At 41.6% G+C, this 14,724-nt stretch carries 15 protein-coding genes; 5 read left to right on the top strand and 10 right to left on the bottom strand.

Features of this window, described 5'->3' with window-relative positions:
* Nucleotides 1-36 precede the first annotated feature (36 nt).
* Both PR795_RS12735 and msrB read right to left on the bottom strand, forming a co-directional pair.
* Nucleotides 37-327: a YeaC family protein gene (locus PR795_RS12735; RefSeq protein WP_006661655.1), complete on the bottom strand. Its 291-nt coding sequence runs from the start codon at nt 325-327 to the stop codon at nt 37-39.
* 123 nt (nt 328-450) lie between these two features.
* Complete coding sequence (gene msrB / locus PR795_RS12730; RefSeq protein ID WP_006658761.1) at nt 451-864, bottom strand: peptide-methionine (R)-S-oxide reductase MsrB; 414 nt, start codon at nt 862-864, stop codon at nt 451-453.
* A gap of 356 nt (nt 865-1,220) precedes the next feature.
* On the opposite strand from msrB, the gene gapA reads away from it, so the two are divergent.
* Together gapA and PR795_RS12720 are read left to right on the top strand one after the other, a co-directional pair.
* Complete coding sequence (gapA, locus tag PR795_RS12725) at nt 1,221-2,216, top strand: glyceraldehyde-3-phosphate dehydrogenase (protein ID WP_006658762.1); 996 nt, start codon at nt 1,221-1,223, stop codon at nt 2,214-2,216.
* A gap of 247 nt (nt 2,217-2,463) precedes the next feature.
* On the top strand, nt 2,464-3,354 hold the full coding sequence (locus tag PR795_RS12720; protein ID WP_006661654.1) for a D-hexose-6-phosphate mutarotase: 891 nt from the start codon (nt 2,464-2,466) through the stop codon (nt 3,352-3,354).
* A 94-nt stretch (nt 3,355-3,448) separates the two neighbouring features.
* Here the strand turns inward: PR795_RS12720 and PR795_RS12715 are convergent, their stop codons facing one another.
* From PR795_RS12715 to fadR, 4 genes are all read right to left on the bottom strand, one after another.
* On the bottom strand, nt 3,449-4,201 hold the full coding sequence (locus PR795_RS12715; RefSeq protein WP_006661653.1) for a MipA/OmpV family protein: 753 nt from the start codon (nt 4,199-4,201) through the stop codon (nt 3,449-3,451).
* Nucleotides 4,202-4,370: 169 nt separating this feature from the next.
* Nucleotides 4,371-5,435, bottom strand: a complete 1,065-nt coding sequence (gene alr / locus PR795_RS12710) for an alanine racemase (RefSeq protein WP_036965812.1) — start codon at nt 5,433-5,435, stop codon at nt 4,371-4,373.
* Between the two features lie 36 nt (nt 5,436-5,471).
* Nucleotides 5,472-6,773 carry a D-amino acid dehydrogenase gene (locus tag PR795_RS12705; RefSeq protein ID WP_272516861.1) on the bottom strand — a complete coding sequence of 434 codons (1,302 nt, stop codon included), beginning with the start codon at nt 6,771-6,773 and terminating at the stop codon, nt 5,472-5,474.
* 552 nt (nt 6,774-7,325) lie between these two features.
* Nucleotides 7,326-8,042, bottom strand: a complete 717-nt coding sequence (gene fadR, locus PR795_RS12700; RefSeq protein WP_181479960.1) for a fatty acid metabolism transcriptional regulator FadR — start codon at nt 8,040-8,042, stop codon at nt 7,326-7,328.
* Nucleotides 8,043-8,262: 220 nt separating this feature from the next.
* On the opposite strand from fadR, the gene nhaB reads away from it, so the two are divergent.
* Together nhaB and dsbB are read left to right on the top strand one after the other, a co-directional pair.
* Nucleotides 8,263-9,813 (top strand): sodium/proton antiporter NhaB, encoded by a 1,551-nt coding sequence (gene nhaB, locus PR795_RS12695; protein WP_006661649.1) that lies wholly within the window; start codon nt 8,263-8,265, stop codon nt 9,811-9,813.
* Nucleotides 9,814-9,979: 166 nt separating this feature from the next.
* Nucleotides 9,980-10,495 carry a disulfide bond formation protein DsbB gene (dsbB, locus tag PR795_RS12690; RefSeq protein ID WP_006661648.1) on the top strand — a complete coding sequence of 172 codons (516 nt, stop codon included), beginning with the start codon at nt 9,980-9,982 and terminating at the stop codon, nt 10,493-10,495.
* Nucleotides 10,496-10,540: 45 nt separating this feature from the next.
* Here the strand turns inward: dsbB and PR795_RS12685 are convergent, their stop codons facing one another.
* From PR795_RS12685 to PR795_RS12675, 3 genes are all read right to left on the bottom strand, one after another.
* Nucleotides 10,541-10,846: a DUF333 domain-containing protein gene (locus tag PR795_RS12685; protein ID WP_006661647.1), complete on the bottom strand. Its 306-nt coding sequence runs from the start codon at nt 10,844-10,846 to the stop codon at nt 10,541-10,543.
* Between the two features lie 38 nt (nt 10,847-10,884).
* On the bottom strand, nt 10,885-11,217 hold the full coding sequence (locus PR795_RS12680; protein ID WP_006658773.1) for a DMT family transporter: 333 nt from the start codon (nt 11,215-11,217) through the stop codon (nt 10,885-10,887).
* A 106-nt stretch (nt 11,218-11,323) separates the two neighbouring features.
* Nucleotides 11,324-12,523, bottom strand: a complete 1,200-nt coding sequence (locus tag PR795_RS12675) for a sugar transporter (protein WP_036975657.1) — start codon at nt 12,521-12,523, stop codon at nt 11,324-11,326.
* A gap of 238 nt (nt 12,524-12,761) precedes the next feature.
* Between PR795_RS12675 and PR795_RS12670 the strand changes: the two genes are divergently transcribed.
* Nucleotides 12,762-12,983 (top strand): DUF2594 family protein, encoded by a 222-nt coding sequence (locus PR795_RS12670; protein WP_006658775.1) that lies wholly within the window; start codon nt 12,762-12,764, stop codon nt 12,981-12,983.
* A gap of 261 nt (nt 12,984-13,244) precedes the next feature.
* On the opposite strand, the gene PR795_RS12665 is transcribed toward PR795_RS12670, so the two are convergent.
* Nucleotides 13,245-14,684, bottom strand: a complete 1,440-nt coding sequence (locus PR795_RS12665; RefSeq protein WP_006658776.1) for a YfcC family protein — start codon at nt 14,682-14,684, stop codon at nt 13,245-13,247.
* Between the last annotated feature and the right edge of the window lie 40 nt (nt 14,685-14,724).

Genomic DNA, 14,724 nt, shown 5'->3' with positions numbered 1-14,724 from the left:
TTACCGCCCCATCATTCATGGGGCGATATTATACGCTTAGTCGTTTTCTTGCGGTTTCAACGTTGCCAATCTATCCCCTTGAAACAGGGATTTTAATTCTTGCTTACTCTTCATTGTAATTTGACCATCTGTGCCAACAGTCATATGTTCCGCATCATGATTATGGCGAGATTGCCATAACATGACCATCTGCAATGTGTTTTCTTTCTGCTCAGGTGTCAACGGTACGCCATCAGGCCATTTACCTAATTCGACAGCCGTCACTAAGCGCTGATAAATTTCAGGGGTCATCACAGACAGTAGTTGTTCTATTTGTTGTGTATCCATTTCTACGCTCACGTTACGCCTCATAAAACGAATAAAGTGATAATGAAGATTATTTTAATTATATCTATTTAGCTGAATCGTTACTTCCGAGTGGCAACTCGTGCTTCAGCAAGCTTCAGCAACCTACCCAACGGTCTTTTCACCCGTTTTGTCATCTGTAAAGCTCAGTGATGCTGAATTAATGCAGTAACGCTGCCCAGTGGGTTGAGGTCCATCAGGAAATACATGGCCAAGGTGAGCGTTACAATGACCACAACGCACTTCAATACGATGCATTCCGTGGGAGAAATCTTCGATAAATTTTATCAAACTTTCATCTATCGGTTGAAAGAAGCTCGGCCAACCACAGCCAGCATCAAATTTTGTCTCAGAAAGGAATAAAGGTGTGCCACAACAGAGACATTCATACACGCCATCTTTACGGTTATGCAATAATTGACCACTAAATGGTGGCTCTGTACCAGCTTCCTGCGTCACATACAGTTGGACTTGGTTAAGCTTTGACAAATCAATAGTTTGCTTATCTTTATTCGACATCGATTACCTACTCTTTTTCAAAAAGGCGCTTGCTGAAGTCAGCATGCCCCTATTTCAAGCAACAAAAACTTAACAACGTTCAGTGAAAAACTATTCTAGACTATTAAGGTTAGAACTTTACGGTTTGATTTGTGATGAGTCTCACATATATCACTGAAGGATGGTTTCATTATGCTGAACAATCCCGATAATACGTGCGGCTGTATTTGCTGCTGAAGTGACTGACAAATATGCAGATAGTGGTTTCAGAATTGATTTTTTTCAATAATTGACACGATTCCGCTTGACGGCTGGCAAGGTTTTGGTAACTTTAAGTACATCTTAATTCACGAAATAAAATAGCTGGTGGAAATACTATGACTATCAAAGTAGGTATTAATGGTTTTGGTCGTATCGGCCGTATCGTTTTCCGTGCTGCACAAGAGCGTTCTGACATCGAAATCGTTGCTATCAACGACCTGCTCGATGCAGAGTACATGGCATACATGTTGAAATACGACTCAACTCACGGTCGTTTCAACGGTACTGTTGAAGTTAAAGATGGTCACTTAGTTGTTAACGGTAAAAAAATCCGTGTTACAGCAGAGAAAGATCCTGCGAACCTGAAATGGAACGAAGTCGGTGTTGATGTTGTTGCTGAAGCAACAGGTATCTTCCTGACTGACGAAACTGCTCGTAAACACATCCAAGCAGGCGCGAAGAAAGTTGTGTTAACTGGTCCTTCTAAAGATGACACTCCAATGTTCGTTATGGGCGTTAACCACAAAGCTTACGCAGGTCAAGAAATCGTTTCTAACGCATCTTGCACAACTAACTGCTTAGCTCCACTGGCTAAAGTTATCAACGACAAATTTGGTATCGTTGAAGGTCTGATGACCACTGTTCACGCAACAACAGCGACTCAAAAAACTGTTGATGGTCCTTCACACAAAGACTGGCGTGGTGGTCGTGGTGCTTCTCAGAACATCATCCCATCTTCAACAGGTGCTGCTAAAGCTGTAGGTAAAGTTATCCCTGAGCTGAACGGTAAACTGACTGGTATGTCTTTCCGTGTTCCAACTCCTAACGTTTCTGTTGTTGACCTGACTGCACGTCTGGCAAAACCAGCAACTTACGCTCAAATCTGTGATGCTATCAAAGAAGCAGCTGAAGGCGAACTGAAAGGCGTTCTGGGTTACACCGAAGATGACGTTGTATCTACCGATTTCAACGGCGAAAAACTGACTTCAGTATTCGATGCTAAAGCAGGTATCGCACTGAACGACAACTTTGTGAAACTGGTTTCTTGGTATGACAACGAAACTGGCTACTCTAACAAAGTTCTAGACCTGATCGCTCACATCTCTAAATAAGAGTTGTTACGCAATTAGTGTGACTGAGCCGCCTTTTGGCGGCTCTTTTGTATCCTTCGTACACGCAAAATTAAAGCCCAGCTCAATATACTCCAAGCTGCGTCTCCCGCTTCACTCAATGCAACTTGCAGTATCGTGAGTTTGTTATATTGTTATTTCTAGTTACTGCCCTATTTATAGGCGCTGTTCTATTTATAGTCGCTGATTTAGGTCGTGATGATGGACCAACAACCACAGGCGCAAGACAATGCATGATAAAATTTTTGCTTTACCTGTTATCAAACAGCTTTCTCCTTATATTACCCAACGCCAACTTGGTGAGTTGCCACTCATCGTAGTTTCACACCCCAAAGTACGTGGTGCGGTCAGCCTACAAGGTGCCCACTTAATTGACTGGCAACCCGCAGGTCAAAAACCCTGCCTTTGGTTAAGTCCGGAAAGTGCGTTTAAAGAAGGGATTGCCATTCGTGGCGGTATTCCTATTTGCTGGCCATGGTTTGGTCCAGTGAATAGCCCTAGCCATGGTTTTGCCCGTATTTTACCTTGGCAATTTACCGCCCATAACGAACATGATTGTGGCGTGATCCTCACATTCACTCTGACCGACAATGAATACACTCGTAAACTATGGCCGCATGAGTTTACACTGATACTGCGCATGAAGCTTGGTGAAACCTGTGAACTTGAACTAGAAAGCTATGGGGATTTTGAAGCGACAGCGGCATTGCACAGTTACTTCAATATTAGTGATATTCAAAAAGCCACTGTGTATGGTCTCGGCGGACATTACATTGATAAAGTAGCAGATAGAGAAGCTTACATTTCTGAACCACTGAAATTCAATAAGCACACCGACCGCATTTATACTGAACCCGAAGAGTACAGTTTATTGCGTGATGATGGCTGGAATCGCACTATTGAGTTGCACCATTATCATCACAGCGATGTTGTGTGCTGGAACCCTTGGGCGGAGCTATCTTGCAGCATGCAGGATATGCCTAATAATGGTTACAAACAGATGGTTTGTGTGGAAACGGCTCGCATTCATATGCCAATGAAATCTGAAGCGCAGAGCCCTTCTCGCCTTTCTCTCGTGATGGTATGCCGTGAAAATAAACCGCAGCCACAGCAAGAATAACTACGCGTAAAATAATCGTAAGAATACATGCAAAAATAAAACCCCAAAACAGCCTAGCCATTTTGGGGTTTTTCATTCTATTCCAGCGTATAAATTAGAAGGTGTAAGTCACACCACTCCACACAATGCCAGAATAGGATTTGTTCACCATCGGGCTATCTTTCACTTCGTTAGACAGCTTATCAACACGTCCTAGCGCAAATAATGACCAGCTGTCAGTCATGCGATAGTTAGCTGATAATTCAACATAAGGTGTCCAACTTGAGTTTGGCTGGTAACGCTCTAAACCGCTTTTTGCGGACTCTTTCGAGGTCACTCCAAACTCATAACGGTTTAACTTCGCACTATCCCATTTAATACCAATCCCTGGGGTTAGTGACCAGTTATCGCCTTTAAATGCGTATAGATAAGCTGCTTCAGCACGCATGCCTTCGCTTTCCCATAACATATCGAGAGAACCATTGAAGCGTAATGTTCCCCAATCCGCGTTATGTCTGTAGGTGAAACCACCCATCACAGTGTCACGACGACGATCTAGCTTACGCATATCTGCATTATCGTTATCTTTTGGCTTAAAGAAATGCGGATAGTAATATGCATCTAAAGAAAGTTGGTCTTCTTTATCATTCCACAAGTAGTAACCTACAGCTAATGTGCGGAAGTAGAAATTTTCACTCTCATAATTCACGACGGGAACTGGCGTAATGTAATCGCTAGTTTTGATGCCTTTATAAGGCGTTGCTTGCGCTAATACGGAACCACCAACAGACCAAGTTCCAGCAAAAGCAGCGCTTGAAATCGCACTTAACGCAATGGCAAGTGTGGTCATTTTAACTGTTTTAGACATATTAAATTAAACCCAAATTATTCAAATGAAGTTAATAATAAACGATGAATAACGCAGGAGTATCCCCTACGTTAGTGAGATGGTTCACATTTAAAGCTAAATTGCATTCATTGTCTATCTTTCTCAGCAATGAATATAAGCTAAGCAAATGAAAAGTGATACTTATTCATTAAAAATCAATGGGTACACGACGTGCTAGTGCGCATAATAATTCGTAACCAATTGTACCCGCAGATTGTGCCACATCATCAACGGGTAAATTCTCACCCCATAGTTCTACGGGAGTGCCAATTGTTACTTCAGGGCAATCACTAATATCGATAGTCAGCATGTCCATGGAAACAGCACCTAAGAGTTCACAACGTCGCCCCTGACACCAAACAGGCGTGCCTGTCGGTGCATGGCGTGGATATCCATCCGCATAACCGCAGGCAACCGTTGCAATACGCATTGGTTTTTCTGAGGTGAACTTACTACCATAACCAATAGATTGACCCGCCTCGATACGGTGTATCGCGATAATTTCAGATTGTAAGGTCATTGCCGCTTTTAAATGATATGCGGCAATATCTGCCCACTTACCGCTTGGTGATGCCCCATACAGCACAATACCGGCTCGCACCCAATCATAATGTGTATTTTGATGCCATAACACCGCACCAGAATTTGCAATGCACGTGGGTAACGATAACGATGAGAAATGTTGAATTTTTTCCAATGGGGCTTGAGTTCCACCGGGTAAATCTGAATTGGCAAAATGGCTCATTAAAGTTACGTTCGCCACATTTGCCATGTGCGTCAGCTGATCCACAATATCGGAATATTCACTCACAGAGAATCCTAGGCGATTCATTCCACTATTCAGTTTAATGTACACAGAGATTGGCTGGCTCAATGTCGCTTGCTCAATTGCAGCTAACTGCCAGCGGCTGTGCACACTGGTAGTCAGCTGATACTGGTCAATAACCGCTAAGTCTGCGGCTTGGAAAAAACCTTCTAGCAGCAGAATCGGACCTTGCCACCCTTCTTCTCGCAATAAAACCGCTTCATGCAGATCCAGAACAGCAAAACCGTCTGATGCTTTAAGCCCACGCCATATTCGTTTTATACCATGACCATAACCATCGGCCTTCATTACCGACCAGATCTTAGCCTGACCAATTTTCTGACGTATAATGGCTAAATTATGTTCTAAATTATGAGGGTGAATAATTGCACGAATTGGGCGTGGCATTGCTATTCCTTATTATTGACATTTTAAATTGCTCAATTAACGCGCAGGCGATAAATGACCCGTATGGACTAATTTTGTATTAAAACCATCGGTATACCTGAACACAGACAAATCATCCGCAGCGATGTCAGGCGTATTCCCTGAAATTAAATCAGCCAACAATTTGCCAGAGCCGCAAGCCATTGTCCAACCTAAGGTTCCATGCCCCGTATTCAGATATAAATTACTGAATTCTGTTGGTCCAACAATTGGAGTACCATCTGGTGTCATTGGTCGTAATCCTGTCCAAAATTGTGCTTGGCTAATATCTCCACCGCCTTGATATAAATCTTGCACAACCATTTTCAATGTTTCACAGCGTTTTTGTAGGACATCAAGATTAAACCCAACAACCTCAGCCATTCCTCCAACACGAATACGCTGGTCAAATCGTGTAACCGCAATTTTATAGGTTTCATCCAACACAGTAGAAACTGGCGCGCGTAATTCATCAATGATAGGCATCGTCAGTGAATAACCTTTCAGTGGATATACAGGGATTTTTACCAACTGCTGTAACATCTGAGTCGAATATGACCCCATAGCAACCACGTATTGATCTGCCAGCAAAATCTCACCGTTAACCTTAATACCGCTGATTCGTTTGCCATCTGTTAAAATCTGTTCAACATGGCATCCAAAGCGGAAAGTAACTCCGGCTTGTTCTGCCATTTTTGCCAATTTTTTAGTGAATTGCTGGCAATCCCCTGTTTCATCATTAGGTAGGCGCAAGCCCCCAGTGAGTTTATGTTTCACAAATTCTAACGCGGGTTCTGCGGTGACTAACTGTTCTGCGGTAAGCAATTCGTAGGGCACACCCTCTTGCTGTAAAACCGCAATATCATTTGCTGCGTTCTCAAACTGTTTTGCCGTTCTAAATAGCTGCAAAGTGCCGCCTTGACGCCCCTCATAACCAATTCCGGAGTCTGCCCTTAGTTGGCGAATACAATCACGGCTGTATTCAGCAATCCGGACCATACGGCTTTTATTCATAGTGTAGTGCTGCATGTCGCAATTTTTCAGCATTTGCCACATCCAGCGTAATTGAAACAGGCTGCCGTCAGGTCTAATGGCCAAAGGCGCATGTTTTTCAAACATCCATTTTACAGCTTTAAGAGGGATCCCTGGCGCACCCCACGGTGTTGCATAACCCGGTGAGATTTGCCCTGCATTACCTGCGCTAGTTTCTTCTGCAACATCGTTCTGCCTATCAATAACACAGACTTCATGCCCTTCTTGTGCGAGATACCACGCAGTGGTAACACCAATAACGCCAGCACCCAAAACGAGAACTTTCATAGAGCCCCTCAAGAGAACAAAATGGATTTGTTATTAGCATAATATTCTAGTTTTTATTTTCCAATACAGTTGATTAACATTTTTAACAAAAAAGACAATAAAGCTGATTCAGTGGCTTTTAAATTTATAATGTGGCGAATTATTTCAGTTATAAAAACACCAAGAATCCAGTTAAAATCATAAACAATTGAAATTTAATTATTTAATTTAAAAATCAGTAGTCAAAAAAAACAAAATTCAACATTTTCTGCTTTAATTTGAAAATAATATTTTCTATGCCAATTTATCCAAATCTATACCCTATTCATTTAATACCAATAAATGGTGATTTCGTGGATTATTCAACTAAAACAGTTCGTATGATTGATATTTTCTATCTGGAATAAATTCAATAGGTTAAACGAAGAGGCGTAACAGGTTGAGAACGCGGCTTTGCTGGGAAGATAAATGAGGCTCAGTAAAACTCTATTTTTATTAACTCATATTAACAATTGATAGCAACAAAAAAGCCAGCGCTAAAGCACTGGCTTCTGATTGAGCAAACGTTGTGGGCTAAATATTATTAGCAAGGTCTGATGGCATATTGCTTTGCATGTTATGCCAAATAATCCCACTGTCTTTACCATAGTTTCTGACACACTCCATGACACGATCATAAGCTTGCTCGCGGCATAAATGACTTAATTGCTGATAAAAACTTAACGCTAAACGGCGAGCTTCTGGATTCGAGAAATAATAGCGTCCGACGCGCGTATACAACCCTCTTAGTCCATTAATGATTAAGCCGTAAATTGGGTTACCTGACGCAAATGCCAGACCTCGGAAAATGTTATAATCCAGATCGCTAAAAGCATCTGAACTATCTTCAACTTTGTCTTTACCAGCTAACACTTCCAATGAGGCTTCTGGATCATTGCGAAATGCGGTTCGAATAAAAATAGCAGCGATATTTGTACGTACTGCTAGCAAGTTATCAATTAACTGAGGTACTCGGTCATGGTCTAACTTCGCGAGGGTTTCAAGGATATTTAACCCTGAGGTTTCCCAGTAGTTATTTACTTTGGTTGGCTTACCATGCTGAATAGTTAACCAACCGTCACGAGCCAAACGTTGTAAAACTTCACGTAATGTAGTGCGCGTTACGCCTATTAATTCAGATAGCTCACGCTCCGCGGGTAAAATAGATCCTGGAGGAAAACGATTGTTCCAAATACTCTCAATAATGTACTCTTCCGCAAAACCTGCCGGACTTTGAGCTTTAATAACCATATTTTTATTATTCCAAACATTTTTAGACGGACTGCTAGAAATCATACCAGATTGTCACAATCTGAGATAGTTAGCTTTCTAATAAACCGTAGGTAAATCGTAAAAACCCTATATAATTAATATATTATCTATTAGCAAATAAGCTTAAATTCTATAAAAGATAAGAGTAGTATGTAACACGCTATCACACAACACTCGCTAAAGAGGATTAAAAGTCATAATGGATTTTAGTTTAAGAAGAGCATTTTTGAAGAATTTTTTGGGAAATTCTCCAGATTGGTACAAACTTGCTATCATTTTGTTCTTAATAATAAACCCAATTGTTTTCTACTTTGTTAACCCATTCATCGCTGGTTGGCTGCTCGTCATCGAATTTATTTTCACGTTAGCGATGGCGCTAAAATGCTACCCGCTTCAACCTGGGGGGTTGTTAGCCATTGAAGCCGTACTCATTGGCATGACTAGCCCAGCTCAAATATCCCATGAAATTAGCAATAATCTTGAAGTGATTCTATTGCTAATCTTTATGGTGGCTGGCATCTACTTTATGAAGCAACTTCTACTATTTGTCTTCACGAAGCTGTTAATAAACGTCCGTTCTAAACGAATTTTAGCGTTGTCATTTTGCTTAGCAAGTGCGTTTTTATCCGCTTTCTTAGATGCCCTAACGGTTATCGCTGTGGTCATTAGCGTTTCTATTGGCTTCTACGCTATTTACCATCAATATGCCTCTAGCCAGCCTAGCAATACCGATCTACAAAACGATGCCTTCATTGATACTGCTGAGAAAAAACACACGTTAGAACAGTTTCGTTCATTTTTACGCAGCTTAATGATGCATGCAGGTATCGGTACAGCCCTTGGCGGGGTAATGACTATGGTCGGTGAGCCACAAAACCTGATCATCGCCAAACATGTTGAGTGGGACTTTATTACTTTCTACCTACGTATGGCACCAGTCACCATCCCTGTTTTCTTCTGTGGTTTGATGGTTTGTTTCCTCGTCGAGAAGTTTAAAATATTTGGTTATGGCGCTGAATTACCAGATTCCGTACGCCAAGTATTAACCGATCATGATAAAAAGATGAGTGCAAAACGTAGCAAGAAAGAACAAGCACAGCTGATTGTGCAAGGTCTTATCGGGATTTGGTTGATTGTCGCATTAGCATTTCACCTTGCTGAAGTAGGGCTCATTGGTCTTTCCGTAATTATCCTTGCCACGACATTCTGCGGGATCACTGAAGAACATGCTCTCGGCAAAGCGTTTGAAGAGGCATTGCCATTTACTGCTCTGCTCACGGTATTTTTTAGTGTTGTTGCGGTGATCATTGACCAGCAACTCTTCACACCATTTATTCAGTATGTACTGCAATCCTCTGAATCGTCACAACTCTCACTATTCTATTTATTTAATGGATTACTTTCAGCCGTCTCCGATAATGTGTTTGTTGGAACGGTATATATCACTGAAGCCTTAAAAGCAGCAAATGCAGGGTTAATTTCAGCCGAGCAATATCAGCACTTAGCCGTAGCGATTAACACCGGAACAAACTTACCGTCGGTCGCAACACCAAACGGGCAAGCCGCATTCCTGTTCCTGCTAACTTCAGCCCTTTCCCCACTGATCCGCCTTTCTTATGGACGCATGGTATGGATGGCGCTGCCATTTACTATCGTGATGACGGTCGTTGGTTTGCTTGGGGTTGAGCTGTGGTTAATCCCACTAACCGATTGGATGGAAAGTATTGGTTTAGTTACCATCCCTCGCTAATGAATTTTGATAACCCTTTTTGTTGACTCAAAGCCGCATACTTATGCGGCTTTTTTTGTAATAAAACGTAAAAACTAAGCTAATCTTATTCTAATCTGATTTTGCTGCTTTTTTTATCACCCAGATAGAGGCAGAATAAGCCAATTATTAATGAAGGGAATTAATTATGTTCAGATTTTTTAATTACTGTTCTCAAGGACGGTCAGCTTGGCTACTCATGGCATTCACAGCTTTTATGCTTGAATGTGCAGCACTGTACTTCCAGCATATTATGAAGCTACAACCATGCGTAATGTGCATCTATGAGCGCGTTGCATTGATGGGAATTATTGCAGCGGGTTTAATTGGGGCGATAGCACCTAAAAGCACCGTTGTTAAAGTGATTGCAATTGTGATTTGGCTGTATGCCGGTTGGCGTGGGCTAGACCTGTCATGGGAACACACCATGCTGCAACTTTATCCGTCGCCTTTTGCATCTTGTGACTTCTTCGTGAATTTCCCAGATTGGTTGCCACTGCAAGAATGGGTTCCTTCTGTGTTTGAAGCAACAGGTGATTGTGCAGTAAGACAATGGGCATTCTTAGGCTTAGATATGCCGCAATGGTTAGTGGGTATTTTTGTTGCCTATATCTTAGTTGGCGTGATTGTCGCTATCAGCCTATTCTTCCCAAGTAAAAAATAACCTTTCTTTTCGCCCATCAATTTTATTTGATGGGCGTCTCAAGTTTTAAATGCAGGCTCCATTTCGGATGACCGATACCGTGCAACGCCGCCCATTAGCAAACTGGCAAACGGGGGTTTTTTCACCATTTAATTCTAAATTCAATGAAGGTAATCCACCCGCAGAAGTGCAGGCTTCTTGCGCACCTGGTCCTAAATTCACAACTTGCTGTGCATATTGAGAACCGGCGGTTTCTGCTCTTGTCATCTTACTGTTTTCCGAGCTACCGCACGCTGAAAGCAAAACGGCTAACGCCGTAACGGATCCCATTGCCATCACTGTTTTTAACAGCGATTGACCTTTCCTTTTCATTTTCTTTCTCCAACAGTATCAGCGCTGTCTCAGTTCCCTTAATGGGTGCCACTCTTAGAAAACAGGTTGATGACTAAAACACCAGTTATAATTAATAGCATACCAATAATTGCGGGTAAATCGAGTTTTTGGTTATAAATATAGATGGCAGCCACAGAAACCAACACAATCCCAAGACCGGACCAAATGGCATAGGCAATCCCCAGCGGCATCACCTTCACAACCTGAGAAAGCCCCCAAAAAGAGATGGCATAACCAATGACTACCACTAAGGATGGCCAAAAACGGCTAAAACCATCTGATGCTTTTAGTGTCGTCGTCGCAATAACCTCTGCAATAATGGACATTAGTAAAAAGCCCAATCCTTTCATAATTCACCTTTATTTATTGATTAACCTAATATTTGGCAGAAATTTAGCACACTAAAAAGCACCATACTAACCTTTAATTAGTACAGTGCTGATGAATAAAGAAGACTTAATGATTGGCAGGCACTAACTGTTTTTCTTTGAATGCTGACGTATAACGTAAGTAGATAAACAAGCACCAAGCGAGAGCTAAGATACTAATAATTGCACCTACGTAACCAATATTAGTCATTCCCATGTGGGTAATAACTTGATTGCCCAATAACGCACCTGCGCCAATACCGATATTATATAGCCCCGAGAAAATTGACATTGCCACATCCGTTGCATCTGGCGCTAAATCAAGGACTTTAACTTGGATGCCAAGGCTGATACACATAATCGCAATTCCCCAAAGTACACAAATACCTATAAGTGTCCAAACATCACCACTTAATGGCATAAATAGTGCTAAACAGAGTGTAATCAAAATAATCGATGCAGGTAAAAATGTCAGTGTAAAACGGCTACTGTATCGACTAAACAATACACTACCGAAAATGCCCGCACCGCCAAAGATTAACAATAATACAGTGGCAAAATTTTGACTCTGTAAGGCGACATCACGCACAAATGGTTCAATATAACTGTAGGCAGTAAAATGCGCCGTAATCACGACCGTGATCAGGACAAACACCCCAATTAAAGCTGGGCGTTTAAAAATAATCGGTAAGCTTTTTAAAGACCCTGAATGTTCACTCGGTAAACGCGGTAAAAATCGCAATAACGCAATCATCGTTAATAATGCCAACACACCGATACACAAGAATGTTACTCGCCAGCCCATCCATTGCCCGATAACACGGCCTAGTGGTAGCCCCAAAACAGTCGCTAAGGCTGTTCCCGTTGCAAGTAAACCCAATGCTTGCGCTTTTTTGCCCGCAGGAGCGACTCGGATTGCCAATGATGCGGTGATAGACCAAAACACAGCATGGGATAATGCAATACCAATACGTGCAACAATCAACACTTCAAAATTCCATGCGATCCCACACAGAATATGACTAAGAATAAAGATAACAAATATGCACCCCAATAACTTTCGCCGTTCAAATTTTCCCGTCATTAGCATCAAAGGGAGGGACATCACTGCGACAACCCACGCATAAATCGTGATCATTAGCCCTGTATGAGCCACTGTCATATGAAAACTTTCTGCGATATCACTCAGTAATGCGACAGGAACAAATTCGGTGGTATTAAAGACAAAAGCTGCAACGGAGAGCGCCAATACACGGATCCATGCAGTGCTTCGAGAAACCTGAGACATGGTTTACGACATCCTGTTGAAGATAATTAAGACCAATAATAGCCTTCAGTTCATTTTTGTGAATAATATCACACTCGTCATTCATCTTTAAAGGATTGAAAACTATCGTTTTCAGACTCTTTTCTTATAGAAAAACTATTATTTCTCTCTTATTTTCATACCTGTTTGAAAAGCGACAGAATCATTTCTTCTATGCTACAATCTGCAAATTACTTTTTATTCTTACAGGAATTCCTAAATGAAAACCCATTTTCCAACTGAGCCCGATGTAAACTCTTTAGCTGACGAAGTAACCTGTTTAAAAAATCTTGTTACTCACATGCTTAAAGCTATCGGTCAAGCTGATGCGGGTAAGATTCTGATCAAAATGCAGCGCGAAGTCGCTTCAATGGAAGATGAGAATCAAGCTGAGACCTACAAAAACATCTTAGAACAAATTAAGACAGGTTATCGTCAATAGGCATTTAACGATAAATGCGATTCAGCCCATTAAATAAGAATGGTCTCCTAAAGTGCACAAAAAACTAAGTTTTGCTTATTCGGATCCTTTATCTTTGATCCCGAATTAAACCATTCTTTATTCATTTAGCTCCCCCTTCAAGTCCCTACGAAGGGGGCTTTTTTTTGCCCAAACTTACCCATTACTCAAAAAAAACGCCACTCTTTCGAGTAGCGCTTTGGTTTATATCCTGTCTATCTTGATGACTAAACTTGGTCCCTCTTAAATCGGACCTAAATTTGTCACCACTGCATACACGATCGAAATAATAGAAATAATGACCCATGTTAAAACCAGAGGCCAAATAAACTTCAACCACTTGGTATAAGGAATCTTCGATGTCGCCAATACGGCCATCAAAATACCAGATGTTGGGTTAATACAGTTTACAACCCCCTCACCCATTAGTACGGTCTGTACGGTAGTTTGGCGAGTAATTTCTAACAAATCCCCCATTGGGGTGAAAATAGGTACTAAAACTGCTGCTTCACCCGATCCTGAAGAGATAAAGAAGTGCATAATCGCCGCAGTACCAAACATTGAAAGTGCAGATAACGTTTTTGGTAATCCGTCCATCAAAGAGATAATCGAATTTACAATCGTGTCTAAGATCATACCGTCAGCAAGTACAATCGCAATCGCTCTCGCCATACCGACAATAAATGCGCCGCCAACCATACCTGCGCAGCCTTTCAGGAAACCTGTCGCAATATCGTTCGCCGACATTCTATTCAATACACCCACGCCCACACCTAAGATGATAAACATCGCCATCATCTCTTTTTCACCCCAGCTCCATTCAATGGCACCAAAAATGAAGCCAATTAAACAAAATGCGGCGTAAGATAAGGTGATAACGTGGCGTAAAGAAATTTTTGACGTCTCAAATTGACTGTCATCGATTTCAACGTCAGGGCGAACCATCCCCTGACGACGGCATTTTTTAGCATACAGAGTTAAGAAGATAATCCCTGCGATCACAAAGCTAATATATACAACCGTACGGAAGCCAAATGCCGATAACAGGGGAACATCCGCTAACCCTTGAGATAAACCAACCGTCATCGGAGCCATAACGGATGCGTTAAAACCGGAATATGCAGCAACGTAAACAATCGCCGCACCAAACTTGTCATCCATCCCGACTGATTTTGCCACCAATAACCCTATAGGGACGAAGGCAATAATTGAGTTCACAACAATACCTGTGGTGCCTAGAATCGAGAAAACAACAAAGAAAATCGTGATTAATAAAAAGTCATTAAGTTTTTTACTGCGTGAAATATTACTCAGGACTTTATTAATGGCCCCAGTCGTTTCAAGCAGATGTAAAGCGCCCCCAGTAAAGATAATCAAGAAAATAATGGGCGCGGCTTTAACTAATCCATCGGCGATAGAAGTAAAGACTTGCCCTGGCAATACGCCGTGCTGTTCCGGTAAACGTTCATAACTCCCAGGAATGGTATAAGAGCTCTTAACTTGAGTCTCGACCCCATCTTTGATGGTTGTGATAACTTTAGTTTCTGATGCGTATTGACCCGCTGGCACAATCCATGTCGCAATGGCTGCCGCTACTAAGATGAAAAAGAGCAATACATATGGGTTTATCCCATCAGAACGTTTTTTTTGTGGTGTTGTTGATGTTGTTGATGTTGTTGCCATAGACTTATCCTGTTGGATTATTATTTATTTTGTGGGTCAT

The sequence above is a fragment of the Providencia sp. PROV209 genome (assembly GCF_028479485.1).
In the GTDB taxonomy this organism is placed as follows: Bacteria; Pseudomonadota; Gammaproteobacteria; order Enterobacterales; family Enterobacteriaceae; genus Providencia; species Providencia alcalifaciens.
Note: the sequence above shows the minus strand (reverse complement) of the source record. Positions and strands in the feature narration are given on the sequence as shown.